This window comes from Brasilonema angustatum, assembly GCF_059505445.1.
Map to the genome: position 1 here is coordinate 1 of NZ_JCACKO010000148.1, position 26,473 is coordinate 26,473.

Annotated in this window: 23 protein-coding genes; 8 read left to right on the forward strand and 15 right to left on the reverse strand. The window is 41.4% G+C overall.

The window, feature by feature from the left end:
• Together AC5JM2_RS30590 and AC5JM2_RS30595 are read right to left on the reverse strand one after the other, a co-directional pair.
• Nucleotides 1-1,222: hypothetical protein (locus tag AC5JM2_RS30590; RefSeq protein ID WP_495839083.1), on the reverse strand; the 1,222-nt coding region annotated here is incomplete at its 3' end.
• Between the two features lie 110 nt (nucleotides 1,223-1,332).
• Nucleotides 1,333-1,995: a hypothetical protein gene (locus tag AC5JM2_RS30595; RefSeq protein ID WP_495839085.1), complete on the reverse strand. Its 663-nt coding sequence runs from the start codon at nucleotides 1,993-1,995 to the stop codon at nucleotides 1,333-1,335.
• 756 nt (nucleotides 1,996-2,751) lie between these two features.
• On the opposite strand from AC5JM2_RS30595, the gene AC5JM2_RS30600 reads away from it, so the two are divergent.
• From AC5JM2_RS30600 to AC5JM2_RS30610, 3 genes are all read left to right on the forward strand, one after another.
• On the forward strand, nucleotides 2,752-3,495 hold the full coding sequence (locus tag AC5JM2_RS30600; RefSeq protein ID WP_495839087.1) for a hypothetical protein: 744 nt from the start codon (nucleotides 2,752-2,754) through the stop codon (nucleotides 3,493-3,495).
• Nucleotides 3,496-4,214: 719 nt separating this feature from the next.
• The gene (locus tag AC5JM2_RS30605; protein WP_495839089.1) at nucleotides 4,215-5,567 is read left to right on the forward strand and encodes a S8 family serine peptidase; all 1,353 of its coding nucleotides are present in this window, start codon (nucleotides 4,215-4,217) and stop codon (nucleotides 5,565-5,567) included.
• Nucleotides 5,568-5,588: 21 nt separating this feature from the next.
• Nucleotides 5,589-5,975 (forward strand): hypothetical protein, encoded by a 387-nt coding sequence (locus AC5JM2_RS30610; protein WP_169265679.1) that lies wholly within the window; start codon nucleotides 5,589-5,591, stop codon nucleotides 5,973-5,975.
• 83 nt (nucleotides 5,976-6,058) lie between these two features.
• On the opposite strand, the gene AC5JM2_RS30615 is transcribed toward AC5JM2_RS30610, so the two are convergent.
• The 3 genes from AC5JM2_RS30615 to AC5JM2_RS30625 form a co-directional block, all read right to left on the reverse strand.
• Nucleotides 6,059-7,219 (reverse strand): NAD(P)/FAD-dependent oxidoreductase, encoded by a 1,161-nt coding sequence (locus tag AC5JM2_RS30615; protein WP_495839091.1) that lies wholly within the window; start codon nucleotides 7,217-7,219, stop codon nucleotides 6,059-6,061.
• A gap of 96 nt (nucleotides 7,220-7,315) precedes the next feature.
• The gene (locus AC5JM2_RS30620) at nucleotides 7,316-8,080 is read right to left on the reverse strand and encodes a hypothetical protein (RefSeq protein ID WP_495839093.1); all 765 of its coding nucleotides are present in this window, start codon (nucleotides 8,078-8,080) and stop codon (nucleotides 7,316-7,318) included.
• Nucleotides 8,081-8,249: 169 nt separating this feature from the next.
• Nucleotides 8,250-9,113 (reverse strand): hypothetical protein, encoded by an 864-nt coding sequence (locus AC5JM2_RS30625; RefSeq protein WP_495839095.1) that lies wholly within the window; start codon nucleotides 9,111-9,113, stop codon nucleotides 8,250-8,252.
• Between the two features lie 702 nt (nucleotides 9,114-9,815).
• Between AC5JM2_RS30625 and AC5JM2_RS30630 the strand changes: the two genes are divergently transcribed.
• The 4 genes from AC5JM2_RS30630 to AC5JM2_RS30645 all read left to right on the forward strand — a co-directional run bounded on the left by AC5JM2_RS30630 (nucleotide 9,816) and on the right by AC5JM2_RS30645 (nucleotide 15,228).
• The gene (locus AC5JM2_RS30630) at nucleotides 9,816-11,732 is read left to right on the forward strand and encodes an iron uptake porin (RefSeq protein WP_495839097.1); all 1,917 of its coding nucleotides are present in this window, start codon (nucleotides 9,816-9,818) and stop codon (nucleotides 11,730-11,732) included.
• A 442-nt stretch (nucleotides 11,733-12,174) separates the two neighbouring features.
• Nucleotides 12,175-12,378 carry a hypothetical protein gene (locus AC5JM2_RS30635; RefSeq protein ID WP_495839099.1) on the forward strand — a complete coding sequence of 68 codons (204 nt, stop codon included), beginning with the start codon at nucleotides 12,175-12,177 and terminating at the stop codon, nucleotides 12,376-12,378.
• A gap of 45 nt (nucleotides 12,379-12,423) precedes the next feature.
• Complete coding sequence (locus tag AC5JM2_RS30640) at nucleotides 12,424-13,803, forward strand: ATP-grasp domain-containing protein (RefSeq protein ID WP_495839101.1); 1,380 nt, start codon at nucleotides 12,424-12,426, stop codon at nucleotides 13,801-13,803.
• A 93-nt stretch (nucleotides 13,804-13,896) separates the two neighbouring features.
• Complete coding sequence (locus AC5JM2_RS30645) at nucleotides 13,897-15,228, forward strand: ATP-grasp domain-containing protein (RefSeq protein ID WP_495839103.1); 1,332 nt, start codon at nucleotides 13,897-13,899, stop codon at nucleotides 15,226-15,228.
• 56 nt (nucleotides 15,229-15,284) lie between these two features.
• On the opposite strand, the gene AC5JM2_RS30650 is transcribed toward AC5JM2_RS30645, so the two are convergent.
• The 3 genes from AC5JM2_RS30650 to AC5JM2_RS30660 form a co-directional block, all read right to left on the reverse strand.
• Complete coding sequence (locus AC5JM2_RS30650) at nucleotides 15,285-16,202, reverse strand: isopenicillin N synthase family dioxygenase (RefSeq protein WP_495839105.1); 918 nt, start codon at nucleotides 16,200-16,202, stop codon at nucleotides 15,285-15,287.
• 126 nt (nucleotides 16,203-16,328) lie between these two features.
• Nucleotides 16,329-17,420, reverse strand: a complete 1,092-nt coding sequence (ychF, locus tag AC5JM2_RS30655; RefSeq protein ID WP_495839107.1) for a redox-regulated ATPase YchF — start codon at nucleotides 17,418-17,420, stop codon at nucleotides 16,329-16,331.
• Nucleotides 17,421-17,486: 66 nt separating this feature from the next.
• A complete protein-coding gene (locus tag AC5JM2_RS30660; protein WP_495839109.1) occupies nucleotides 17,487-17,708 on the reverse strand; it encodes a hypothetical protein in 222 nt (73 codons plus the stop codon).
• A gap of 142 nt (nucleotides 17,709-17,850) precedes the next feature.
• On the opposite strand from AC5JM2_RS30660, the gene AC5JM2_RS30665 reads away from it, so the two are divergent.
• A complete protein-coding gene (locus AC5JM2_RS30665; protein ID WP_495839111.1) occupies nucleotides 17,851-19,332 on the forward strand; it encodes an aminotransferase class I/II-fold pyridoxal phosphate-dependent enzyme in 1,482 nt (493 codons plus the stop codon).
• A 443-nt stretch (nucleotides 19,333-19,775) separates the two neighbouring features.
• On the opposite strand, the gene AC5JM2_RS30670 is transcribed toward AC5JM2_RS30665, so the two are convergent.
• The 7 genes from AC5JM2_RS30670 to AC5JM2_RS30700 all read right to left on the reverse strand — a co-directional run bounded on the left by AC5JM2_RS30670 (nucleotide 19,776) and on the right by AC5JM2_RS30700 (nucleotide 25,971).
• Nucleotides 19,776-20,030: a transposase family protein gene (locus AC5JM2_RS30670; protein ID WP_495839113.1), complete on the reverse strand. Its 255-nt coding sequence runs from the start codon at nucleotides 20,028-20,030 to the stop codon at nucleotides 19,776-19,778.
• 3 nt (nucleotides 20,031-20,033) lie between these two features.
• The gene (locus AC5JM2_RS30675; RefSeq protein ID WP_495839115.1) at nucleotides 20,034-20,324 is read right to left on the reverse strand and encodes a transposase; all 291 of its coding nucleotides are present in this window, start codon (nucleotides 20,322-20,324) and stop codon (nucleotides 20,034-20,036) included.
• On the reverse strand, nucleotides 20,321-20,629 hold the full coding sequence (locus AC5JM2_RS30680; protein ID WP_495839117.1) for a transposase: 309 nt from the start codon (nucleotides 20,627-20,629) through the stop codon (nucleotides 20,321-20,323). The genes AC5JM2_RS30675 and AC5JM2_RS30680 overlap by 4 nt, the downstream gene beginning before the upstream one ends.
• Nucleotides 20,630-20,639: 10 nt before the next feature.
• The gene (locus AC5JM2_RS30685; RefSeq protein ID WP_495839118.1) at nucleotides 20,640-20,930 is read right to left on the reverse strand and encodes a hypothetical protein; all 291 of its coding nucleotides are present in this window, start codon (nucleotides 20,928-20,930) and stop codon (nucleotides 20,640-20,642) included.
• Between the two features lie 388 nt (nucleotides 20,931-21,318).
• Nucleotides 21,319-22,488: a CO2 hydration protein gene (locus AC5JM2_RS30690; protein ID WP_495839120.1), complete on the reverse strand. Its 1,170-nt coding sequence runs from the start codon at nucleotides 22,486-22,488 to the stop codon at nucleotides 21,319-21,321.
• A gap of 86 nt (nucleotides 22,489-22,574) precedes the next feature.
• Nucleotides 22,575-24,077 carry an NADH-quinone oxidoreductase subunit M gene (locus AC5JM2_RS30695; RefSeq protein WP_495839122.1) on the reverse strand — a complete coding sequence of 501 codons (1,503 nt, stop codon included), beginning with the start codon at nucleotides 24,075-24,077 and terminating at the stop codon, nucleotides 22,575-22,577.
• Between the two features lie 37 nt (nucleotides 24,078-24,114).
• Nucleotides 24,115-25,971 (reverse strand): NAD(P)H-quinone oxidoreductase subunit F, encoded by a 1,857-nt coding sequence (locus tag AC5JM2_RS30700; RefSeq protein WP_495839124.1) that lies wholly within the window; start codon nucleotides 25,969-25,971, stop codon nucleotides 24,115-24,117.
• Between the last annotated feature and the right edge of the window lie 502 nt (nucleotides 25,972-26,473).

Genomic DNA, 26,473 nt, shown 5'->3' on the forward strand with positions numbered 1-26,473 from the left:
GAGTTACGCCACCACCCGGAGGAGTTACGCCACCACCCGGAGGAGTTACGCCACCCCCCGGAGGAGTTACGCCACCACCCGGAGGAGTTACGCCACCACCCGGAGGAGTTACGCCGCCACCCGGAGGAGTTACGCCACCCCCCGGAGGAGTTACGCCACCCCCCGGAGGAGTTACGCCACCCCCCGGAGGAGTTTCAGCTACATTTCTTGAAGAATTATCATCTCCACCACCCAAAAGAAAAGGTAGAAGAATTAACGGAATTCCAGCTAGTGCCCAGTATGGGAACCCGCCACCTCCGCCTCGTGTGACAACATCTGCTTCGGGAATAGGAGCAAATTCTTGGCTAATCACGTCTCCCCCAGGCAATATTGGCAGTCCCCCTACAACGACATCTCCTGGAAGACCTTGCCCAACAATCTGGTCAAAGTCTCCAGGAATACCAGCATTTGGACGATTAAACGGAGCTCCCTCTGGAGAGTATGGTGAGGAGAGGACATTAAGAAGATTCCCTTCTAGTTGCTCCTCATTGCCACTCTTCAACGCACGCAACCCTTGAGAGACCCTACTGACGTAATACTGCTTGACATCTGGCGGCAAATCTTGAGCCTGAATCTGCTGCTTCCAATTAGGAATTTTTGCTACCTCTTGCAACAGCAAACTACCATAGGAGTATTTCAAATTCAGTAAGCCACTCCGAGGGTCAAGCGAGTTTCCAGATCCTTCGGGTGCCCAGTAAAAGTTCTTGGTAACCTGTCCCAAACCTGCTTGGGGTGTCCGACTAACTGTTTGCCCAAGAGTATACCGATATCCATCCATTATGTGAGGGTCGTCGTTCTGCCAGAACGAGGTGTACGGTATCTGCTCAAGATTAGGATTATTTCCGTAGTAAGAAGCAAAATTTTGAAAGTTTTGCTGTCCTCCAGCGGCTCGGATCAAGAGGTCGTTGTAACTAGGTCCGTTATTAGATTCGACTAATTGCTGTAGTACTGCTCCAGACTTGTTACAAGCAGCACCAAATCCCACGTCACATCCAGGAATGACTCGCATTTTACTCAAATCCTGGCCGGAGAGTTGATACCGAAGATAATTTGACTCCAGTCCTGGCTGGACACCGTAATGCCCAATATTGAGCTGAGCCAAAGCCTGTTGAGGCCCACTCAGTATTGCCGCCATATAGGATGAGAACGCGATAAGACTTTTTGTAATACGAGATTTAAACAAGATGAACCTCCAGTTAATAAGGCAGTAGGGAATTGAGGAAAAACCAATTTCTAATTCAAAAAGATTATTTGAGAGGGTTTTTTTTATTTCGTTTTGAATGTTGAATTTTTCTACACTCTCCCTCCAAGGGATTTCGCCTGAGAGACTGGAGAAGAATCTAAATTTTGAGGCGAGTTGATGTTAATCGTGATTGCTGTGCCCTGAAGTTGCCCTGTAATAGGCTGATATAGGACAAATCCACGGCTTGCTACATCAAAAAGATACCCTCGACCTGACGGAGGCACTTTTCCTTGCTTGACGAGAGTTATAAAGGATTCTAAATACCTTTGGATACCTTGACGATCCCCTTGGTTTGTATTCGTATAGTTTGAAATCAGGCTCATGAACAAGTCCAAGCTGCGAACGTCCTGTCCCTCGCTCAGAGTGCCATTTTCTAGGAAGGAACTAGCAACTAGCGCTCCATTCACTTGTTGCACTTTGAACAAAGTGTAATAGCGCTTCTGTTTTGTTTGATCTTTGACATAACAAACCCAGGATCCATCTGGCTTCTGTGTAAAACCTGCCTTTGCCAGGTTGGAAAATGGAGAAGGGCTTTGCTTATCTACTGCTGAAGACAGCGATTTCTCCCTGGTATCAGATGAACAAAGATTTTGTTGTGTTGTTGTCTGTTTGGGAGTCGTTGAAGTTTCAATAGCTCTTGCAACATATGGTATGGCTGCTAACGCAGACACAGACAGGCTGAATACACTCAGCGAACGGATAATGACATTCATGGGGTTTGTGACAGTGTATAGCTCAAAAAAAGTGTTTCTTAGTCAAAAATAGGCAGTATAAGACTTTTTACTAAAGTGTCATACCCATAACATATGAAATGCTAGGGTAAACTAAGTTGTGAATCTTCACATGGAAGACAATTATCTTAATTATGTGTGTAACAGTGTGTTGTTATTATGTTAATAAAGACAAAACTTACTAATTTGCATGAATTAGCAGAAATTGCTTATCCGGAGGTTAAAAGATTTTACTAAGGCATATCAGTTTGGTAAAAGACTGGGGGTATCTGTTTCTTGTATTTTGACGTAAAAGCTAAGGTCGGTGTTCCCTAGAAAAAACTCCTGGCTTAAGTGCATGGGTATTATGTTTACAAGTGCTGAACGCTTACTATTTCAAATCATCTCTATTTAATTTGTAACAAATAGTACTTGTCTTTAGCTTCTAACCTAGGAATGATAATTCATTTTCAATCAAGAAAGAATTGTCATTTTTTTGTCTAAGTAGAGAATTCACTCTGTTTAAAGATATACTGCACTAATTCTTGAGAGTACTCAATGATTTCACAAGGCTGTGACAACAACCTTACAAGTAAAGATGAATGGACAAATACAAACAGCTATTATCAATGCATTTCTATCTAGGGATAGAATACATTATCGCCTAAAGTTTACAATCAACCGAACAAATTTTTGCTTACATGGAAGCAAGTTCATCAATTCATCATCTTGCTTTCAGTGTCCGTTGTGAAATACTCTATGACACTTCTAGCCGAATTCTATAAAGAAATCAGTCTAGGTTTTCAGCAGACGAAAGATTTTGTTCACCAGAGCGTTAACTATTTAACGACATCAGCACAACAAATTGGCGAGTCTTGGCAGGAAAGGGCATCTCAAGTAACTAATCGCACTGTTGATACACTGACGACAACCCTTGAGCAAGCTAAAACTTCTGTTGAACAAACATTCCAATCAGCAGATCAAGTCAAAAATACAACATCTGTGGCGGTTCAAACAGCTATTTCTTCTGCTATGAGTGATTGGTTTGAGCAACATCCTACACTTTTGCGGTTGGTTCAAATTCTTGGTTGGGCGGCTAACCACCCAATCATCAGTTTAGTGGTTCTGCTTTTTGCCCTTGCTGTTACTTGGAGCCTGATCAAAGCAATTGGTCGTATAGTTGAGTCAGCCAGTTTATCAGTTTTGCAAGTTCCTTTGAAATTACTCCAAGCTTTTGCAAAGCTCAGCTTTGTATCATTTACCAAACTTGGTAACTTGGCCTTTAAGCAACTGACCGATACAAAAACCACTGATAGTATACCAACTGTACTACCTACAATCTCTCCACAAATTCACAAGGATAAGCAACAAAGATTGGTAGAGATTTCTACTCGACTAGAGGAAATTCAACAAGAACAAAATCACCTTTTACAAGAAGCCGCAGAGCTTTTGGCTTCAGAAAAAATTGATACAGAAGTACAAATGCAGCACTATATCAAATAAAGGGTGGCAGATATAGCAGGGAGCAGCCTTGAAAGTCCCGTGGTTTCCGTATTTTCTCATTAGTGGATGTCCTAATCTACCTGGCAACTGCTATAACAATTCAAAATTCAAATTCAAAATTCGTCTTGGAAAGTTGGGCGGGACGGAAGACGTAGGGGTCACCTAACCCTTTAATTTACGATCAGACTTAACGACTTTGAAAGTTTATAGCACCCTCAATACTTTTATATTTACTTATTTGAGTACTATAGGAATCCGATTTGATTTGGTGAATTGACTCGTAGAGGCAGGGAACGCTTAACGCTTAACGCTTAACGCTTAAGAAGCAATAAAAGCGTACGGAGTTTTTTTCAAAAATCAAATATTAGTCCTAAATTTAAATACTTTATTTTGCTTGAGTAGAATTGAAGAGTTAATGAATAACATATTTCCGACACAAACCTAAAAAAAAATATCAAAAGTTCATAATATTTAAATTTTTGCTATTTTTAGAAGCAGGTGAGAGACACATGGACGAGAATTTCGTCCATCTCCATAGTGGCTTTTTGGCAAAGCGGGGTTCTATTTGCAGACAGTTTGCACATCTTTCCTTGCCAGGATACCTGAGCGGGGAAGATTTGTCTGAAAAAATGATACAGTAGATAGAGTCAAAATTCCGCAATCACACTATGGTAAAAAACTAAGCCGATGAAAATAAATTGAAGAAGAGGTAGATCGCAATGAATCCAGAAAATAAGATATCGCCAGCTTTCGAGCCATTTCTTGCCGAGATGGGGCGGGATGACAAGCGCGATGCGATTGTGATCTACAAAGCGCCACCAGTTGAAGGTTTGCCGCCACGAGGTCGTTTGCGTGAACTAAAAAATAGGTTGCTTGAGGTTCAAAAGCGGGCTACTAGTCAAGTAGCTGCAAAGCTTTTTGATCAGTACCAGGAAGCAACAGAAGACATGGGATATCAAAATGAACCTTTAGAGGTTTCTACTATCGGTTCTGGCGCAATGCCAATGGCGACAGTTGAAGTGACTCCCAGGACGCTAGAAGCCCTGGTGGAACAACCTAATGTGGTTGCTATTCTGCCAAATCAAAAAATTCATCTCATCCAACCCCGGAAAGTCGAGTATTCTGAGCTATTCACCGAAGAAAACAAAGACAACGTCACTTGGGGATTAAAACAGCTTGAAATTCCTAAATTATGGGAGACAACCACGGGCGAGAACATCAATGTGGCGGTACTAGATACAGGGGTGTATGCTGCCCATCCAGCACTCGAAAAACGAGTCAAAGAGTTTGTGGTCATTGATCCACTTGGTCGGCGGATTAATGCCAAGCCAGCTTTTGACTCTGGACAGCATGGAACTCATGTTTGTGGCACGATCGCCGGAGGTAAAACCCCAAAGGGTCTCTCTATTGGCGTTGCGCCGCAAGCTAATTTGCTAGTTGGTGGTGTTCTGATCGGAGATACGACTTTACGAACCTTATTGGAAGGTATTTCTTGGGCGATCGAAAGAGGGGCTGATATTATCAACATGTCCCTTGGTTTAAGTTACTACGAACCTTTGTTTGCTGAAGTACTTGACATATTGGTGACGCAGTATGGTATTTTACCTGTAGTCGCGATCGGCAACGAAAACCACGGTAACACTAGCTCACCTGGCAATGCCTATAATGCCTTCAGTGTGGGTGCAATAGAAAAACTGCCATTAGACAAGGTTGATGTCGCATTCTTTAGTAGCGGAGCGAGTCTCGTCTTTCCTGGAGACGAGCCAAATGGTGTGGTGACAAAGCCAGATGTTGTTGCCCCAGGTGCTCAGATTTACTCCTGTATACCGCCGACGAGAACACCTCACGGAACCTACGAATATAACTATATGGATGGCACTTCTATGGCAACTCCACATGTTGCAGGCGTTGCAGCTTTACTAATGGCAGCTAAGCCAACAGCAACTGTAACAGATATCATGAATGTACTGAAGGAAACGGCAAAACATCCAGGGGGATCTGGTCGTCGTCCGGATAATAGATGGGGTTGGGGTTTACTCCAACCCCTGGAAGCTTTGAGTGCTCTTAGTTGAGGACTATCAGGGAAGTGCATCATGTATCATAATGGCAAAAACAAAATTAGTTCTGAGTTTGCGTGTCGGCTTAATAATCTAGCGCCTCAACAGAAGGTTAGCGTCATAGTATTTTTAAAGCTAGAAAATTTGGATAAGCCGATAAGCTTGCGGCAGTCACGTGCTGAACGCAAAGCAGCGATGGAAGGGATACGCAACTCAGCCAAACAAGCTCTAGATTACATACGCAAAATCATTCAGGACTTTGGAGGCACACAGTTAGCTGAAAGTCCTGATGTTTTAGGGACAATTCCTGTTGAAATTTCTGCGGCTGGTGTCGAAGCTCTTGCTGCGTCTGATGCAGTCAAAGCGGTGGTAGAGGAACAGGACCTTATCCCAGCAAACACTACCAACAGATTCTACATTTAAAGTTGTGAGTGTTATAAAAAGGAATTCCTATTTTGCTGAGTACTTGTAGCAAGTGGCTTAAGCATTAGTTTTTATTATAAGCCCTAGGACAAGTTTTGAAAGCGAACAGGGGACAATTTGGTAATAATTTCGTCTTTCATTCCAAAGGCCCAATTAGCAAAGCGTTGTGCCAGAGGAGGCACAATCACAAGGGGATTGTTAAAACCTGAAAAGACGTGAACGCTTTCGCGCTCTGGGATGAGACCAATCAAGGGAAGTGCATCATTACTGAATGACACCAAACAATGGTGCCAAGTTCCCGGTAATTTGTTTAATTTCGGTAAAATTTTTCCGATGCTTGCTCTTAACTCAGCTTCGCTTTGCTTGGAGTCAACATTGGCGTGAGGATCTGTGATGGCGCGGCTGATTTGCCCAAGGCGAAGACTACCATCTTGAAATTGAACTGCGCCTGCATCTAAGATAGGTGGTACTAGCTCAAGACCTGATTGGTTCCATAATTCGTCATTTTTAGTAGAATCTGCTTCTAATTGGAACCTTTTAAGATTTGCTGGCATGACTATGGTACGCAGTTGTATATCTACAGGCGGAGTTTCAATCATTTCTGCGTGAGTGAAATACAGCTTGGTAGAAACGCCTGATGATTTGAGCAGCTGTCGGCTCAATCCACCAGCACACACTACTGTATTAGCAGTGTTGTATGTTTCTTTTGTTGTTGTCACTGCTTTTGGCAGTATTTTCACAACTTGGGTAATCGCCATTTCACCGCCTGCACGCAAAAAGGCGTTAATGTAAGCTTGGGTGGTTTTTCCAGGATGGATGTGACCGTGTTTGACAGTTAAAGCAGCCGCTATAGCCTCCAGATTCAACAGAGGTTCTAATTCACAAGCTTCTTTTGGATTGAGTAATTTGGGAGGGATAGCAAAACGAGTGTAGGACGCCGCCACGCTTGCTGGATCTGTATCGGCCCAAATGGTCAACAATAAATCTAGCTCCCAGAACTCAGTATCAGCGTCCAACTCTTGCGACAGAATGCGGTGACGTGCGATACCTTCGTCGCACAATTGGCGAGTGAGTGGAGTGGTACCAGACCAAAACGCTAAACCACCATAACTATAACGAGTTGCATTGTGTGGCGTTGCATATTGCTCTAGTAAAAGCACTTTGCAGTCTTTTTTTACCAGTTCGTAGGCGAGTGCAGCACCCGTAATACCAGCACCAATAACAATCCAGTCGTAGGTTTTCATTGAATATCTTTATGAACAGACTTAAAAGATATTTTCCCTCCTTGGTGCTACTCCAACTCTAACCAATTTAATCATGAGATTGTCATGCTACCGGAATTATTTGCCAACAGTCACCTTCATAGTCTTTCTATCTGAAGAACGATTTGAAGTCGCATTTTGACCTCTTGCTTGGGTAGGAACGCTCAGTAACTTAGGCTTTGTTGAGCTTAAAGTTAAGGTAGGTGAAGGTTCTGGCACGGCAACTCTGGCTTGACCCCTTCTCAAAACTATTAAAGTGATATTTGCTTGATTATTAAAAGAGCGTTTTACAGAACCACGAACAAAAGTACTAGCAAATTTTTGACTTCCGGCAAAATTAGAATCTTTCAATTCAGAGGTGATTGTCACATTTTCGTTTTTCTTGCTTGTCAAAAAGTTATCATTCCCGGACGTGTTTAAACTTGCAGATAGAGAAAAGAACACTAAAGGTTTTTTTCCAATACTATCTGGATTGGATAATAAATTAGCAAGATAGTCTGGAAGAGTTTGTTTCGGTATATCAGAAGTATCGTATAAAAAGAAGGAAACTTCCCTAATTACGCTAACATTCTCTATTTTCTGTCCCGCATTTATTAATGCTTCTAAATCTAAGGCAGATGTAAAATTGAAAGATAAAGTATTTCCTGCATTGATCAAGAAATTACCAACAATAGTTGCATTAGTTTCTGCGAATCCAAAATAATCTCTATTTTCACCCGAAGCTGAACTAGTTGCAAAAGTCGATACTACTGTATCGTCAGTTTCCACGACTGCATTATTGTAAACAGTCGCTGTACCACCATCCGCATGAGCTGAAGTATCAGCCTGATTGTTACTATTCACAGTGGAAAAGCTTTGACTCAAGTTTGTTAAAAAGAAATCTCCATAGGAAAGAGCAGAAGTCGCCGCCTGAGTAGGTGACACGGAGGGTTCAGAAGTAACTGTGTTTGGAGTAGCCATGAAAAAAACCTCTTTGCAAATTTGTTAGTATAGAGCTTGACGTCATTTATATCTACAATTTAACCATCTTCATTCCTGAAGAGTCCTTTAAAATCTTTGCTCTAAATCTACCTTTTTTAGCTATAGCTAGTAATCCCAAAAATAGTACTAAAGCTAAACTCGTTGAAGGTTCAGGTGCTGTCACTCTTGCCTGACTTCTCCTAGTCGCAATCAAAGTAAGATTTGTTTGTTTTTCAAAATAGCGTTGGAAAAAGCCCTGATACTCAGCCAGAGTGTATTCTTCATTTCCTTCAAAATCAGTTTCTTTATAATTCTCGGTTAAGGTAATATCTGAACTATTCTGATAGCTCAAAGAATCATTCCCAAGAGTATTGATATTTCCACTAATAGAAAAGAAAGAAAGCGGACTTTTCTTGATGCTGTCTGGATTGTCTAATAAATCAATAAGAATGTCAGAAAGAGTTTCTTCTGGTATATCTGAAGTATCGAACAGATAAAAGGCAATATCGCCTTTTGCTTGAGCATTCTCTACTGGAGATGCATCTATTTGTGTCCCTAAATTTAGAAAAGAGGAGAAATTGAAAGAAAAGGTTTTACCAGCATCTATATCAAAATTAGCAACAATTTCCGAATCGCTTTGTACAACTCCTGTGTAGTTTCTACCTTCACCACTCACTGTACTAGCAACATCAGTAAATGCTCTTAGTGGAGAATCTGACGTTTCTACGGTTAGATAATTTTCCAAGCTTACAAAACTATTCTTACCCATAGCAATACCTTCAGTCTCACCATGATTGCGGCTGTTAAATTCTGTGGAAAGAATTCCATTGAAATCTGTCAAATTTAATTCTCCATCAGAAAAAGCAAAAGTAGCAGCTTGACTGGGTGAGGTGAAAAGCACAGAAGTCGCTACCAAGGGAGTAAACAGTAGCCCAAACCGCTTGGCAAATCTCAGATATTGCTTCATAAAATCCTCTTAATATTTAGTTTGCTTCTCTGTGTTGCGAGACTCTTGATCAGAGATACAAAAGGAACTATCGCGATTCCGTAATTCTCAGGCTACTTTTACGAAAGCTACATAAAATCTACCTCTGTATCAAAAAATGATAAAAAGATCTTCACCCTATCCCTCTGTCTGAAGCATAGGTTATCTTTTAAACTTTCGTTATAGTAAAAACACTAGGTTTTTTAATCTAGAATTATTTAAAGATTTCTCAAAATTTGATAAAAATTTACAAATAATATACAATTCATATCAAAAAAATACCGCAAACATACAGTAAACTTTTGTGTGAAGTAGGTATAGTCAGATTTTGTAATTTGTAATACAAACTTTCCCATTATCATAAATGGGACAAGACTTGATCAAATGATAATTATAAAAATTACAAATAACAGGTTATATCTATTTTTGACATAAATAGATTTATGATAATTAAACACTTGCGATAATTACTCATAAATTGATTGGTAAGTTCACTAAAAGAAAACTTTTTTTGAGGGACAAGAAAGGCAAAATAAGCAATACCGTGTTGCAATTTTTGCCTTAAGTTTACTTAACGATTGTTTTTTTTAGATCGCAGTCTAAATTTCTCTATTTCAGTGTGTGGGGGTTGCCATGAGAAGATTTTTACTAGCTTCTGCCAGCGGAGCCAGTTTTCTATGTTTAATTGCCAGACCATTATCTGCACAAGTAATACCGAATCCAGATATTGCTAATAACACATCTAAAATCAATTACACGGTAGAACAACTATCACAAAACAGCAGTACTGTAACTGAAAGTACAAGTAGTGTTAATGACACACTAAAAGACAGCCAGAGTCAGAGAAAATTCGTTGTATCTACGGATAGCAAACAACAAGGTTCACCTACTTTGAATCAGAAGCAGGAAAGCAACAATTTAGGGCTAACTGCAAAATTTCCAAATCGAGTCCCTGCATCAAATGTGATAGCACAAGTCACATCTGTATCGCAATTATCTGATGTACAGCCTACGGACTGGGCGTTTCAAGCACTGCAATCTCTAGTTGAGCGTTACGGTTGTATTGCTGGGTATCCGAATGGCACTTATCGAGGCAATCGCGCGATGACTCGCTATGAATTTGCTGCTGGCTTAAACGCCTGTCTCAATCGAGTCAACGAACTTGTTGCCACTGCGACTGCTGATTTGGTAAGAAGAGAGGATTTAGCCACCTTGCAGAGACTGCAACAAGAATTCGCCGCAGAACTGGCGACACTGCGAGGTCGGGTAGATGTTTTAGAAGCTCGCACAGCCGAATTGCAAGCTAATCAGTTTTCTACAACCACTAAACTGAGTGGTGAGATCATTATAGCAGGCATTGGTGCCACGGGAGGCGCTCCTGGTAGGAAAGATCCAAATATCATCCTCACAAATAGAGTGCGGTTGAATCTCACCACGAGCTTCACAGGCAAAGACTCACTAATTACTGGTTTGCAAGCTTATAACTTTTCAGGCGGTTTAACTGGTAGTGGTAGCATTCAAGAATCTTTGGGCTTAGCTTCGCCTATACTGAGTTCTAGTAGCGCTCGTGTCGGTTTTGAACCACAATTTCCTGGCATTGATCCTAAAACTTTGTCGAGCACTGGTAGCAATGACATTGAGCTTTATAAGCTGCTTTATATCTTTCCCGTCGCTAAAAAATTAACTTTGTTTGCTGGGACTGCAGCGGAAGTGTCGGATGCCTTTCCTAGCATCATACCTTTTTCTGGTGAAGGACAAGAAGCGATTTCTCGCTTTGCAGGTTTGAACCCCGTGGTACGTGTCTCCGGTGGTACTTCGGGAACTGGTTTGGCATCGGCTGCGGGATTCATTTTTGACATATCAAAGCAGTTCGATGTGAGAGCTTTGTATGGCAGTGTAAATGCAAATATTCCTACTTCAGCCGCAGATATCCTGCCGGGAGTTTCTGGCACACCCTTGGGAGCAGGCGTCTTTGGGGGTAGTAGTGTTATCGCAACACAAGTAACCTTTAGACCAAGTAGTTCCATAGATCTTGCTCTAAACTATGCCCACAGCTATCACGAAATCAACTTCCTGGGTACAGGATTAATCAGTAGTGAGATTGGTGCTTTGGCTGGTGTTCCATTGGGAATACCTGTTGAACTAAACTCTGTTGGCGGTACAGTAACTTGGCGTTTGTCTCCAAAAGTTGCTTTCTCTGGCTACGGTGCAGCAATGTTTGTTGATGATTCTTCTGGGCGTGTTAATGCTTCTACCACCTTCACAAGTTGGATGGTTGGATTGCACTTTAATGATTTATTTAAACCAGGAAACAATGCGGGGCTTATTTTTGGACAGCCACTTTATCGGACTTCTGCAGATGGTGATGCTAGACTGACTCCTGATGGTGAGCGGCGGGCTGTTCCTTATCATTTAGAAGCTTACTATCGTTTTAAAGTGAGTGACAATATCAGCATTACTCCTGGAGCATTTGTTTTGTTCAATCCTGAAGGAAATAGTAGAAACGATACAACAACTGTAGGCGTACTCCGCACCACTTTCACCTTCTAAAGCAATTCAGAACGCAGAACTCGGTAAGCGAGAATTGATTCTGAGTTGTGCGTTCTGTATGCCTTTAGATATACTTCAACTATGAGATTTCTTGCAAATATGATCAATGAATTTACAACCGCAGATGAACGCAAATAATTTATCTGTGCATATCTGTGGTTTGATTTTCAGAAATTTGACTTTTGCAAGAAGTTTATTCAATAACCGCTTGGGAGTTATATCAAATCCGGTAGCATCTGAGTGATAAAAAAACCGCAGAGGCGCAGAGGACACAGAGAAAGAGGAAGGAAAAATAATTCCGATACAAACGGATTTGATATTATATCGTGTCCGGTTAAAGACTTATCATTAAGGCTCTTGGGGAGCAGGGGGTAGGGAGCACCGGAGAAAGAGTTTTCAGGTTTTGGCACAGATGCACCGAATTATAACTAATTAGGCGGACATGGTATTACTTGAGTGTTCGACGTTTTGCGAGCGCCCCAGTTGCAAAATTCGTGTAGAATTGGGACCAGCATTAGAAAAACTCCACAAGCTAGAAGCAGCCAGAGGAGCGAGCCAAAAATGGGGAGGCGATCGCATTTCCCTTCAACTGCATCGTCGTCTTAACAAGGCAAGGAGCGCATCTGTTTGTCCGCTTAACCTCTGACTCGCCACCAGCCACTGGTTCCGCTATCATGTCACAATTACAACTATGAGAGAACAGATTTTTGCAATGTTCCAAAACTTGGGCACTCTTGCATTACTGGCGATCGCATTTCCCTTTAACTGCACCGTCGTACTCGCATCGCTGCTGTGGAATTTTTTCAGCCGACGGTTTAGCAAACAAGTGGTTTTAAACGAGAATCCGAGAAATATCTTGATCGGTGGTGGTAGAATGACCAAAACCCTTCAGCTGGCGCGATCATTTCATGCGGCGGGGCATCGAGTCATTTTATTCGATCTGGACAAATACTGGTTCAGTGGTTATCGATTTTCTAACTCTGTGTCTAGATTTTACACAGTTCCGGACTCGCACGAAGACAAGGAGGGCTATACTCAAGCCGTGCGTGCGATCGCCAAAAAAGAAAACATAGACTTTTTTGTCCCGGTAGGCATTTTTGCTGCCAGCTACTTTGACTCCGAGCGTAAGCCCGTTTTATCAGGCTATTGCGAGAATTTCCACTTCGATGCTGATACAATGAGTATGCTGGATAACAAGTTTACGTTTGCCCAAAAAGCACGCTCACTCTCGCTATCTGTCCCGAAAACCTTCTTAATTACAGATCCCGAACAAGTTCTTAAATTCGACTTTTCCAACGAAAAGCACAAGTACATTCTCAAAAGTATTGTTTATGACTCTGTTTTACGCTTGGATTTAACTAAGCTACCAATGGATTGTCCCGACAAAATGGCGCTTTATGTTAAAAGTAAGCCAATTAGTGAAGATAACCCTTGGATATTGCAAGAGTTTATTCCCGGAACAGAATACTGTACTCACGATACAGTGAGAAACGGTGAATTAACGGTACACTGTTGCTGTGAATCATCTGCTTTTCAAGTCAATTACGAAAACTTTGAACACCCAGAAATTCAAAAGTGGGTGAGTCATTTTGTTAAAGAACTACAACTGACTGGACAACTTTGTTTTGACTTCATTCAGGCGGAAGATGGGACGATTTATGCGATCGAGTGCAACGCTCGGGCTCACTCTGCGATTACAATGTATTACAACCACCCTGGTTTAGCCGATGCCTATCTTAGTAAAGAGCCTTCAGCTGAACCTCTGCAACCTTTGAGTGATAGTAAGCCTACTTATTGGCTTTATCACGAACTTTGGAGACTTAATGAAATTAGATCATTAAAGCAGTTGCAAAAGTGGTTTAAAAATATTAGGCGAGGAAAGGATGCAATCTTTGAAGTTAACGATCCACTACCGTTCTTAATGGTACATCACTGGCACATTCCTTTACTATTACTCGATAGTTTGCGCTCCTTAAAAACTTGGGTGAGGATTGATTTTAACATCGGGAAACTCATACAGTTTGGAGAAGATGTAAAATATAAAACCTCTATCTCTGCAACCCCTAAGTGATAGTAAGTTTACTGGCAGGATCGCATCTGTTTGTCCACTTCATTTTTATAAACTACCAGCCACAGATTCCACTATCATGTCACAATTATAATTATGAAGGAGCAGATTTTTATAGTGTTCCAAAACTTGGGCACTCTTGTATTACTGGCGATCGCATTTCCCTTAAACTGCATCGTCGTTTTGACTTCACTATTGTGGAATTTTCTCAAGCAACCATTTGGCAAGTCAATTGTTGTCAACCCCAATTCCAAAAATATCTTGATCGCTGGCGCGAGAATGACGAAAACTCTTCAGCTAGCGCGTTCATTTCATGCTGCAGGGCATCGGGTTATTATAATTGACATCGAGAAATTCTGGCCAAGCGGTAATAAATATTCTAACTCTGTTGCAGGCTTTTATACCGTTCCCGATCCAAGCAAAGACTTAGAAGGCTACGTTGAAACCCTACACGCGATCGCCAAAAAAGAAAAGATCGACTTTTTTATCCCCGTAGCCATTTTTTCCGTCATCCACTATGACTCTCACGGCAAGCCACCATTACCAGACGATGTAGAGTTTTTCCACTTTGATGCTGATGTCACCAAGATTCTGGATGACAAGTTTGCCTTTGCTGAAACAGCGCGATCGTTCGGTTTATCAGTCCCCAAATCTTTCAAAATTACCGATCCCGAACAAGTCATCAACTTTGACTTTTCTCAGGAGAAGCGCAAATACATTCTTAAAAGCATCCCCTACGATCAAATACGTCGCTTGAATCTTACCAAGCTACCTTGCAATACACAATCAGAAACAGCAGCATTTGTCAAGAGTCTGCCTATCAGTGAGGAAAACCCCTGGATTATGCAGGAATTCATCCCTGGAAAGGAATACTGCACTCACACTACCGCACGAGATGGAGAGTCAAGAATGTACTGCTGCTGTGAGTCATCCGCCTTTCAAGTCAACTACGAAAACGTTGATCAGCTAGAAATAATGGAATGGGCGAGTCATTTTACCAAAGAACTCGGAAAAACCGGGCAACTTTCGTTTGACTTCATCCAGGCAGAAGACGGAATTGTTTACGCGATTGAGTGTAACCCCCGTACTCACTCCGCCATTACTATGTTTTACAATCATCCAGGAGTAGCGGATGCCTATCTTGGTAAAGAACCTCTGGCTGAATCTTTGCAGCCTCTTGCTGATAGTAAGCCAACCTATTGGCTGTACCACGAAGTTTGGCGGCTGAATGAGATTAGATCGTTTAAGCAACTGCAAACTTGGGTAGCAAACATTTTGCGAGGGAAAGAAGCAATTTTTGAGGTGAGTGATCCCTTACCCTTCCTGATGGTACATCACTGGCAGATTCCCTTGCTCATTTTCGACAATTTACGAAGACTCAAAGGTTGGATAAGAATAGATTTTAATATGGGCGAACTGATAGAGTGAGAAGGAGGAAATAAGGCGGACGTTTTGTCAGGTGGTAGGTGTTATTCAAGAACCGCTTAATAGCTTGCCTGTAAACGGCTCAAAAGATATTCTCCTGCAAGAATAGGGGGATAAATAGGTGATTTATCCCTTTGACAGCTTTCTAAACAAACAATTTCTGTATTGTCATTAGGATGACAGAAAAATGCTACAGAATACCTTGACTGCTTGAGTGTATCATCATTTGGAATCATCACTCGATGCTTGGTTGAGCAAAACACGTGATTTGTCCAGCGTTCCATTAAATCGCCAGTGTTGACAATGATAGTATGAGGAATTGGTGAAGCTGCAATCCACTTTCCTGATACTGTTCGTACTTCCAAGCCCCCAACTTCATCTTGAAATAACAAGGTAATGCTGCCATAGTCGGAGTGTTCACCAGCGCGAACTTGTCGTAGTTTGGGTGTCTGGGATAAAGATGGATAGTGCAGCAGTCGCAAAGTATGATTTTGCTGGTTATGGTTTGTGGCAAAAAAATCTTCTGGTAATTCTAAAGCCAAAGCGATCGCTTGCAACACCTTGTTAGCAAGTTCTGTACAAGCTTGGTAAAAGTTGAGAATATGAGGGTTTTTTGCAGGAGAAGATAATCTATGTGTTACATCTATATCTGTTAGCTTTTGTTTACCAATATTAAACGCCTCTTTCAAGTCTCCTGGGTTGTTGGGGTTAAGCCGTTCTCTTTCAAAACCAACGTAACCTTGATTGCTAAATTCATTAGTCCAAGCTAACTGTTGCTTTACTGTTAAAGGTAAATCAAAGAAGTCTTTGCTTTGTTTAAGTACTTGGTTAATTAAGTTATGTGATATGTTTGTATTTTTTAAGTACATGAATCCTATTTCATGGCACGCTTGATAGATTTGTTGAACGACAGTTTGTTTCCCTGTTGCTTTACCAGTGGTGAAGGGAGAAAAGTCAATAACTGGAATTTCAAGCATGTTATTTTGTTATTTATTTGATAATGACTGACGTCTAGGATATATATGGAGTTAGTTCTCAAGCCTAATTAATAAACCCAGTTTCTTGAAGAAACCGGGTTTATATTTACTTTAATTTCAACAAAATCACACATTAAATCGGAATAACATCACATCGCCTTCTTGGACGACATAATCTTTTCCTTCACTGCGTACTTGCCCTTTTTCCTTGGCAGCATTCATTGAACCTGCTGTGGCTAAATCCTTATAAGCAACAGTCTCTGCCCGAATAAATCCTCGTTCAAAATCGCTGTGAATCACACCGGCTGCTTGTGGTGCTGACATTCCTGCTGTGATCGTCCAAGCACGAGTTTCCTTTTCTCCTGTGGTGAAGTAAGTACGCAAACCTAACAGAGTGTAAGTAGCGCGAATTAAAGATTTTAAACCGCCTTCTTCTACACCCAAAGAGGCCAAGAATTCAGATCGTTCTTCCTCTGGTAATTCAACTAATTCCGATTCAACTTGGGCAGAAACGACGACAACTTGTGCATTTTCAGTTGATGCAATTTTTCGCACTTTTTCTACGTATTCATTACCCGTTGCCAATTCATCTTCAGACACATTGGCACCATAAATGATTGGTTTATTGGTAAGCAGTTCTAGTGGTTTAATAATCTCGGCTTCTTCTTCAGTCAAACTAACTTGCCGTACTGATTTCCCTTCATTTAATGCAGCAGCTAATTTTTCCAGCAAAGCTAATTCAATCTGTCCTTCTTTACTAGTACGAGCTTGTTTGCGGGTGCGTTCAATCCGCCGTTCAATTTGTGCTAAATCGGCTAAACCAAGCTCTAAATTGATGATTTCAATATCTCGTGCTGGCTCAACTGAACCAGCAACGTGAATGATATCATCATTCTCGAAACATCGCACGACATGAACAATTGCATCAACTTCCCGGATGTGGGAGAGAAATTGGTTACCTAGTCCCTCACCTTGACTTGCACCTTTAACCAAACCGGCAATATCTACAAACTCAACACGCGCCGGAACAATTTGTTTTGAGGAAGAAATCTTCGATAAAACATTTAACCGTTCATCCGGCACAGAGACAACACCGACGTTCGGTTCTATAGTACAGAAAGGGAAGTTGGCTGCTTCTGCCTTGGCATTGGCAACCACGGCATTAAACAAAGTCGATTTTCCAACGTTGGGGAGTCCGACAATTCCGGCTCGTAGCATCTTAGATTTAAAATTCTGGATTTGGTACCAAACGCTATCTTAAAACAAAACTACTGGCAAGGAGTTTCAAACAGGTGCTGGAACTGGTTGGGGAATAGGTGCTGGAACTGGTTGCGGAATGGGAGTAGGAACTGGTTCTGGAACTGGTGCTGGAACTGGTTCTGGAACTGGTGATGGTATGGGCTGGGGAATTCTTGGTTCTGGTGACGGTTCAGGATTTGGTAGTGGATTTGGTAATGGATTTGGAGTTTGTGGTTCGGGTAAGGATCCAGGATTGGGATAAATCATGGTATGTTCACTGAAATCGTTCGACTTTTACTAACCTAGATGACAACAGATGCTGGCGACATCTTCCGATATGGCTATTCCTAACTATGCTTTGGTTCTATCATGATTGCCACATTTGGTTACATCTATAAAAAATGTCAAAATGCTCAATCAAAACCAAATACCTTTATTAGACTCCTTAAAAGCCACTGCAGAACGTCCTCATGCTCCTTTTTACACCCCAGGACACAAACGAGGACAAGGGATTTCCAAATCCTTAACTGATGTTTTTGGCAAAGCAGTGTTTCGTGCTGACTTGCCAGAATTAGCAGAATTAGACAACCTTTTTGCACCAAATGGCGTTATTCAGCAAGCGCAGCAGCTAGCGGCTGAAGCTTTTGGCGCTTCACAAACTTGGTTTCTTGTCAATGGTTCTACCTGTGGAATTGAAGCGGCAATTCTTGCAACTTGCAATACAGGAGATAAAATCATTTTGCCTCGGAATGTTCATTCTTGTGCGATCGCAAGTTTAATTCTCTCCGGCGCTATCCCAATTTTTATCCATCCAGAATATGATCCAATTTTAGATATTGCTCACAGTATCACTCCCACGGCTGTACAAGCTGCCTTAGAACAGCATCCTGATGCGAAAGCAGTATTTATGGTTTACCCCACATACTACGGTGTGTGTGGAGATGTGAGGGCGATAGCTTCTCTCACCCACCAACATAACATCCCCTTAATTGTGGATGAAGCACATGGTGTACATTTCGCCTTTCATCTCCAACTACCCACTCCAGCTTTAGCCGCAGGTGCTGACATCAGCGTACAATCCATACATAAAGTACTAGGCGCATTGACTCAAGCATCAATGTTGCATGTTCAAGGCAACAGGATAGATATTGACCGTATTAATAAAGCTTTACAACTCGTACAATCCACGAGTCCTAGTTATTTACTCTTAGCTTCTCTGGATGCAGCGCGTCAACAGATGGCGCTTTATGGTGAAGAGTTGATGTCTCGCACATTGGAACTAGCCCAAGAAGCGAGAACTCGTATCAACCAAATTCGCGGTTTATCGGTTTTGGAAATCCCTGTTAATGAGACATCACCTGGTTTTGTTGCTTTAGATAAAACCCGATTAACCGTCACTGTTTCTGGCTTAGGTTTGACTGGCTTTGAAGCGGAGGAAATTCTTAATGACAAGCTGAGTGTTACGGCTGAATTTTCATCACTACAACATCTGACTTTCATCATCAGTTTAGGTAACACCCAAAAAGATATTGAACAACTTGTGCAAGCTTTTACTACCCTCAGTAAAGAGTATCGAAAAACTTCATCTCCTGCCTACTCTTTATTAATGAGGGAAAGCAAGGATTTGTTTAGTATCACAGGAAATTCCATACATCTTTCACCTCGTGAAGCTTTTTTTGCTCCTACAGAAACCTTACCATTCAAAGAAACCTCAGAACGCATTTGTGCGGAAATTATTTGTCCATATCCACCAGGAATTCCCATCTTGATGCCTGGAGAAGTTATTTCCCCATATGCTTTAGAGTATTTACAACATATTCAGGAGTTGGGTGGATTTATCAGCGGTTGTGCTGATACAAGTTTGAGAACTCTAAAGGTTGTGAAAGTATGAAGAATTAGCTTTTCTTGACTGGAGCGATCGCCTACACTGATATCAACAGGCTTTCAAGGTTTTCTTGTTCTAGTTTTTTACTAATTAGCTCTTTTCACTGCTTATCAATCAATAGCTCTGACATTCGGTCCATATATGCTTCTAGTGCCTGCTCACGTAAATTGTTGTCTGCTAAGTAGGTCAACATAAAAAAACATAAGATACGATTCTTGCGATTGCTTCGTTCCACTGCGTTCCACTCGCAATGACATTTCACGTTTAATTAGCTTGAGCTACTTATTTCTCTTTCCTCGTCGGTACGCTTCTCAGATCGCCTCTGTTCCCTTCGCTCAAAATAAAATATTGCAAAAGGAATAGCGATCGCACCACCAAACAGCAACCAATCCCACAATGTCTTGGCAGATTGAAAGTTCTCGGTTTCCTTATAGAGCCCATTTGAGATCTTAAGAAGAAGATGCAAGCCGCTTGAGCATCAGTCTGACAAAGCAGAGGTTGATCTTGGTCGTCGCATGAGACAACGTTCGCTCAAAATTCTTAACTAGACTCTTACACCGCTCCATCCAAGCATTTGATCGTTCAATCACCCAACGAGCGACTGCTGGCACAAATCCAGATTTGCCTTGTGCCCGCTTCTCCTGTTTAGAGGGCTTTTTTGAAAGCTCAAACTGGATCTTCGCCATGATTTGGGGATACACCAACTCTTATTCCTCAATCAAGTAGTCGATGTGATAACCATGATCAAGAAGGATGGTAATCTTGGGAATATTGACTGGTTTCGACCTAAAGTAGTCGATGTTTAGTGTTAACATCTCAATCAATCCAGCATCATCTGTAATGTTTGCTTTAGTGCAATGGGTAAAGAAGGGAAACCCCAGGATATCAACGGCTAGATGCCTTTTAATCCCGTTGGTTGATTTGTAGAAACAAAAGCCCTTCGAGTCCACACTGGCATTGCAGGTGTTCTTGACTGCTTGAGAGTCAATGATGATCAAGGTTGTCCACCTCGGTTTTTTTTTATCTGTTCTCTCACCTGCTCATGTAGTGTGTTCATCAGTGTTTCAAACACACCTGCTGCTCGCCACTGCTTGTAGTGCCAATAGACGGTTGAATAAGGCGGAAAGTCGAGGGGCAAATCAGACCAGTTGCACCCATTCTTAAGTTGATAGAGGATGCCATTGAGAATTTCTCTGTTTGTCCAATTAGACGGTCTTGTCCGTTTCTTTTTGGGTAATCTCTGGAACAACAGGGGTTCAAGAATTGTCCATTCAGAGTCAGTGAGGTCGCTAGAATATGCCATCAGCATTGGATTAAAGGGGCGTGAGTACTTTAATCCAGAAATGTAAAGATGTCAAATGGGTTCTATACGTCAACTTAATAATTTCTTTTGTTTTGGGATTAAATTCCGCTTCTATAGTTTCTGATTTATTTGAGTTTTTCCCAATGCCAGTCCACTCGCCAATCCCTTCAAAGGGATATAAGTTTGCAAAAGCTGCGAGCATTCCTATTAGGGCAAGTAAAATAGCAGTTGGCATCAGCAGCTTTCGCCCAACAGCCAAAGGTTTACCCCAATCGACAAGCTTTTTATGCAAACTATCCATTAGCCACCTCAGAAATAGTCCTTATATCATTAATTAGCGGCAAGTGCGATCGGCTTATGCACCTCGGCAAGAATGCTTGGTTTTTACAAGGAACCACGGTTCCTTTCCAACAAAAAACCCACGCTTTTGGCGGATCACTCTATTTACTGGATTGAATTAATTGTATATTCTTAATATTTCAGACTCTGGACACCAAGCATCCCAAAAATGTCCGCTACGATTTAAGGTTTTTAGCTCTAACTAAACCGTATTGTTTTATAACTTGCACCCAACTATCAGACACAGATTAAAGAATGCATAGCCCTTTCCTAAAAGAAACACAGACAAACACAGATAAATTATCTGCGTTCATCTGCAGTTCCAAAACTCTAAACCCAAATCTTGCCATCTACATCATCTTAGGTACAGAGATAAGACAAAAATTAGACTGATCGTTCACCTGTTCCAAACGCGAAGTCTTTAACCTATCAAGCCACTTTTGCAGAAAGACTCGATTCATTTTTTGCTCATCTGGATTTTGAGTATCCACTGGATGAGGCATAAGTCCTAAAATCGTCGCTGTAGTCACACAGAACATCGACTTTTGAAAACTGATACAAATTTGAACTCGCAAATCATCTTCTCCCCGACGACTGCGCTGATAAACTTCGTGCAAATAATCTGGAAGATAATGACGCATATCTTGCATCAACAAAGTAGGAGGAATACCCGCACCGCCAATTGGTAAAGGATCGGCATACAAAGCACCATATTGAAATCGAGATTGATCTGCGGGAATTTGATAAGCTTGGGCGTTATATGAAACTGTGCCATGAAAAGCTGTTCCCCGGAAGAAAACTGCTTCTACATAAGGGATTGCTGTATCTGCAAGAAATGTCAAACCAGCAGATTTAGGAATGATATCGTAAACTTTATCCCGAATTTTAACGGCGTAGGTAATAGGCTTATTGGCATCTGCTACCAAACCTGCTTTGACGTGTTCTACAACATCAGGAATACATTTGATTTCACCTTGATCATAACGGTCTGATAAAGTGAGGAAAATATCAGCCATCACACGCCAAAATTGACCTAAACCCGTGGAGTAAGAACTGAGACGCAATTGTTCTGTTAAGAAATCAGGGAAAAGTTGGTTAACTCCCTTGATGATAGGATTATTTTTAAATTTTGCTGCAATAACAGCTTGTGCTCTTTCTTCAAATTCTTTTGAATCTAAGTATTGATCCAATCCACCGCCACCATGCCATATCATGCCTTTCATGCAATATTCGGCATATTCAAAATTTATTCTGTCATGCCACCAATGCCGAAATAGTTTCTTAAAAGAAAAGTCTCCATTAAAGTATTTCCAAAATTGGAAAAATACTAAAAATTGATGTTCAGCAACATAAATGAGATTTTTAGAGTAAGCATCTAAAACGATGCCGTAACTTTTCAGAATACCGACGACTTCTATCAGATTTTCTTCGGTATCAGGAAGTAATGCCCCTCCTGACTCTAATCGCTCGATATATTCAAATAATGGATAGTCAACAGGTTTATCTTTTATGTTTACCATTGCTATATCTCCTACTTAAAATACATATTAAAAGTTAGGTTTGTAGTATGTATTTGGGCACATCTTACAAACCTAAGAACAGTCTTTTAAGTTTTGGTTTTTTCCTTAACAAACGATACTGTTGCCACTGGAGTTGGTATATTAACCATCGTCGTCATTGTCGGTTCAGTCCAACGCACAAGCCAATTGGGTTGGATTCCAAAAATTACAATCAGCACAGCTAAAACGACAGCAGGAATACGCTCGCCCCAAGAGACACGTGGCAAATTGACGACTTGTGCAGACAAACGCCCGAAAAAGCCACGGTTCATGAGAATTAAGAAGTAAACAGCAGTTAGGCCAGTACCTATCATAGCTAACAGAGTTTGGACTGGGAAAACTGCGAAACTGCCCCGAAAAATGATAAATTCGGAAATAAATCCCACCATTCCCGGTATACCCGCGCTAGCCATCACTCCCAAAACCATCAAGCTTCCAATCACAGGCATACCCCGTTCTGGGTTGAGAAGTCCCTGAAGAACTCCTAAATCACGGGTACCTGTTTTTTTATACACAATCCCTACCAATAAAAACAGCAGGGCTGAAATCAAGCCGTGACTAATCATTTGCATGATGCATCCCAAGACACTCAAAGGTGTTGCAGCTGCGGCGGCTAAAAGCACAAAGCCCATGTGTCCAATGGAACTGTATGCTACCATTTTTTTCATGTCGTTTTGGGCGATCGCACACGATGCACCATACAGCACGCTGATAACTGCCCACGTTGCTAAAACGGGAGCGACATAACTCCAACCATTCGGCAACAAGTTCATCCCAAACCGGAGTAAGCCGTAAGTTCCCAACTTCAACAGTACCCCAGCCAATAGTACAGAAATTGGTGTGGAAGCCTCAACGTGAGCATCTGGTAACCAAGTATGCAGAGGAACTAAGGGAATTTTGATGCCAAAACCAATTAATATTCCCAGCAAGAGTAAGACTTGTGTCTCTACAGACAAAACGCTCGTATTCAAGGCATCCAAAGCAAAGCTAGAAGATCCACTCAGCCAAACCATGCCCAGAAAACTTGCTAAAATCATTATCCCGGAAACAGCGGTGTAAATCAAAAATTTAGTCGCTGCATAGCCGCGCCGTTCACCACCCCAAATCGCAATCAGAAAATACAGGGGAATCAGTTCAATTTCGTAAAACAAGAAAAATAGCAGTAGATCCTGTGCCATAAAGGCTCCAGTCACGCCAGCGTTTAACAGCAGGAGCAAACTGTAATAAAATCGAGGACGCGCAATATTTTCGTCAGTGCTGTCAATGGCGATCCAAGTCAACAAGCCATTTAATAGCAGCAACGGTAATGACAGACCATCTATTCCAAGAGAATAATTTAATCCTAACGCATCTATCCAAGGTAGGAATTCGGTGAACTGTTTATTCATTTCTCCAGGATTAAACTGGCTTGAAATGACTATAGTCCACAAGAAAGCGATACTCGCAACAACCAAAGCGACTCTACGAGAAAGTTTTGCTGTCATGCCAAAAGGCAAGAAACCGAGTAAAGCCGCACCTAGCAACGATACCAAAAGCAAAATACTGAGCATAGGCAACAAGTAGGTAAGGTGAACACAGAACAAGGGATTAGAATGGCAAGATATTCAGTAAGCCTAATGACCAGCTGACGAGAAAACCTAGGAGACTAACGCCTACAAGAATGGTCAACAGGTATCCTTGAGAACGACCAGAAATGCTGTACTTTAAGGTTTGTCCACCAAAAATTGTTGCAAACCCAATTAAGTTAATGAAACCATCTACCAGATAGCGATCGCTCCATGCTGAAATTTTAGAAAGCACCGCGACTATACTAACGACTGTCACATGATAAAGTCGGTCAATGTAAAAGTCATAACCTAACAAGTCTTGCAAAAATCTCCAAGTAAGAACTCTAGATCTCGACCAAGCTTTGTGCAGATAGATGTTAGACCCTACCCCTATCCCCAGCGCTCCAGAGGATACTAACAATGTCACGACAATCCAATTTATACTTTCCCAATCAGGTAAGAGATACCATTGTTGTAGCATCAGGGGTAATAACAAAGTCATTACCGTCAGCGTTACCATTGGCAATGCCATCTGCCAACCTACTTCTGGAGTGCGACGGGTCTTTGGTTGTGGTTGACCCCAAAATATTAAGCGAAATAGGCGTGTCAAATTTAATGCCGTCAAACTATTGACCACCACTAACACACCAACAACCCAAGGGCTAACCAAAGCCAAGCCATCAGCCCATCCTAACATTGCCCAAAAGCTTCCTAGTGGTAGCAGTGTCACCATTCCAGCAGAACCGACAACAAAAGCTGTGGTGGTTGCTGGCATCCTTGACCACAGACCCCCCATTTCGGTTAAATCTTGAGTATTGGTCGTAAATATAACTGCTCCAGAACTCATAAATAAGAGTGCTTTGGCAATGGCATGAGTTAGTAGCAGCATCAAAGCAACTCCTCCTTGCTGCATCCCAACTGCCAAAAACGCTAACCCCATGTATGCACTTGTGGAGTGAGACATTGCTCGTTTGATGTCAATTTGAGCCAGCGCCACTAACGATGCACCAATTGCGGTGACTGTACCCATGATGATTAAAGCATTTAATGCGACTGGCGACAGCGCTAAAATTGGTTGTAGTTTAAACAACACATACGCCCCACCAGCCACCACCAAGGAGTTTCGCATCACTGAAGCTGGGTTGGGACCTTCCATCGCCTCATCTAACCACAAATGTAGCGGAAATTGAGCGCATTTACCTGCAGGTCCTGCAATCAGCCCTAAACCTAATAAAGTTGATGTTGTTGAATTTAAATCTGCCGTCTGCGCCCATTCATACAAGTCAGAAAAGTTTAAGCTACCTGCTATGGTAGAGAGCGTCACAACTGACATCAGCAGCAACAAGTCTCCCACTCGCTTGGTCCAAAATGCATCTCGTGCTGCTGTGACGACTAACGGTTGAGCATACCAGAAACCCACCAGCAAGTAAGTCGAAAGAGTTAACATTTCAAGAAGGGCATAGCTGAGAAATAAAGAGTCACTGATAGCTAAGCCACACAGCGCTGCTTCAAAAAATCCCATCAGCCCAAAGAAACGCGCGATCGCCCAGTCTTTTTCCATGTAACCAAGGGCGTAAGTTAAAGCCAGTAAACTTAACCCTGTAATTAAAACTGTTGTCCCTACAGTAATTGGCGAAACTTCTAAAGCGAAGGATATGTCAAAATCCCCTGCTTTGAACCAGTTAATCAAAAAAGTTTGTGATTCTGTATTCCAAATATCAACGAATACGAATAAGCTGTGGAGGAAAGCGAAAAAAGTCATTAACCAGTTGATATAAGCGGCTGGTCTTGGTCCTGTGCGCCGAATTAATCCTATTGCCCACGGTAAAGTCAACAGGGCACCTATTAACCCATAAAAAGGTATACACCAACTTGTTGAAAACAGAATCTGATTCATTCAAATATTCCTTTATAACTGCGAGCAAGAATTACTTTTTCACTTTAGGAAATGATTTCTCCTACTCTCTACTTTTAAACATTGTTTTTTTACAGTTAATTATTTCATTGTTTGTATCTAAAACACAAACAAAAATCTAATAAGATTCATAATATTTTTTTTATTATCCTTACTTGTTTTTATTTTTACAGCAAAAATAGATGATTTTGATCATCTATTTGAGCAGGTAGATAATAAAAAATTATATACTTTATTCTGATTGTCTGTACAAAGAGTAACAGCCAAGGAAGAACTGTCCTAACACTCCTTAAGTTTTGCGTCATTCCTCTTGAGGCAGAATTTGCACCTTTATTAACCTGTTTGCTACAGATAGTATAAAAAAATTATAAAACAGAAGTGTCTGCTCTAGGAATCTGTGAAGTTCGGTTGAGCAGAATTGCCGTTATCCAGTAATATTAATTTTTATTAATTGATTTTATTATAAACTATTATGGTAATTTAT

What these genes read in the sequence shown, in the direction of transcription:
- AC5JM2_RS30595 (WP_495839085.1), bottom strand. Translation starts at nt 1,995, where the DNA reads ATGAATGTCATTATCCGTTCGCTGAGTGTATTCAGCCTGTCTGTGTCT.
- AC5JM2_RS30600 (WP_495839087.1), top strand. Translation starts at nt 2,752, where the DNA reads ATGACACTTCTAGCCGAATTCTATAAAGAAATCAGTCTAGGTTTTCAG.
- AC5JM2_RS30605 (WP_495839089.1), top strand. Translation starts at nt 4,215, where the DNA reads ATGAATCCAGAAAATAAGATATCGCCAGCTTTCGAGCCATTTCTTGCC.
- AC5JM2_RS30610 (WP_169265679.1), top strand. Translation starts at nt 5,589, where the DNA reads ATGTATCATAATGGCAAAAACAAAATTAGTTCTGAGTTTGCGTGTCGG.
- AC5JM2_RS30615 (WP_495839091.1), bottom strand. Translation starts at nt 7,219, where the DNA reads ATGAAAACCTACGACTGGATTGTTATTGGTGCTGGTATTACGGGTGCT.
- AC5JM2_RS30630 (WP_495839097.1), top strand. Translation starts at nt 9,816, where the DNA reads ATGAGAAGATTTTTACTAGCTTCTGCCAGCGGAGCCAGTTTTCTATGT.
- AC5JM2_RS30635 (WP_495839099.1), top strand. Translation starts at nt 12,175, where the DNA reads ATGGTATTACTTGAGTGTTCGACGTTTTGCGAGCGCCCCAGTTGCAAA.
- AC5JM2_RS30640 (WP_495839101.1), top strand. Translation starts at nt 12,424, where the DNA reads ATGAGAGAACAGATTTTTGCAATGTTCCAAAACTTGGGCACTCTTGCA.
- AC5JM2_RS30645 (WP_495839103.1), top strand. Translation starts at nt 13,897, where the DNA reads ATGAAGGAGCAGATTTTTATAGTGTTCCAAAACTTGGGCACTCTTGTA.
- AC5JM2_RS30650 (WP_495839105.1), bottom strand. Translation starts at nt 16,202, where the DNA reads ATGCTTGAAATTCCAGTTATTGACTTTTCTCCCTTCACCACTGGTAAA.
- ychF (WP_495839107.1), bottom strand. Translation starts at nt 17,420, where the DNA reads ATGCTACGAGCCGGAATTGTCGGACTCCCCAACGTTGGAAAATCGACT.
- AC5JM2_RS30660 (WP_495839109.1), bottom strand. Translation starts at nt 17,708, where the DNA reads ATGATTTATCCCAATCCTGGATCCTTACCCGAACCACAAACTCCAAAT.
- AC5JM2_RS30665 (WP_495839111.1), top strand. Translation starts at nt 17,851, where the DNA reads ATGCTCAATCAAAACCAAATACCTTTATTAGACTCCTTAAAAGCCACT.
- AC5JM2_RS30680 (WP_495839117.1), bottom strand. Translation starts at nt 20,629, where the DNA reads ATGGCATATTCTAGCGACCTCACTGACTCTGAATGGACAATTCTTGAA.
- AC5JM2_RS30685 (WP_495839118.1), bottom strand. Translation starts at nt 20,930, where the DNA reads ATGGATAGTTTGCATAAAAAGCTTGTCGATTGGGGTAAACCTTTGGCT.
- AC5JM2_RS30690 (WP_495839120.1), bottom strand. Translation starts at nt 22,488, where the DNA reads ATGGTAAACATAAAAGATAAACCTGTTGACTATCCATTATTTGAATAT.
- AC5JM2_RS30695 (WP_495839122.1), bottom strand. Translation starts at nt 24,077, where the DNA reads ATGCTCAGTATTTTGCTTTTGGTATCGTTGCTAGGTGCGGCTTTACTC.
- AC5JM2_RS30700 (WP_495839124.1), bottom strand. Translation starts at nt 25,971, where the DNA reads ATGAATCAGATTCTGTTTTCAACAAGTTGGTGTATACCTTTTTATGGG.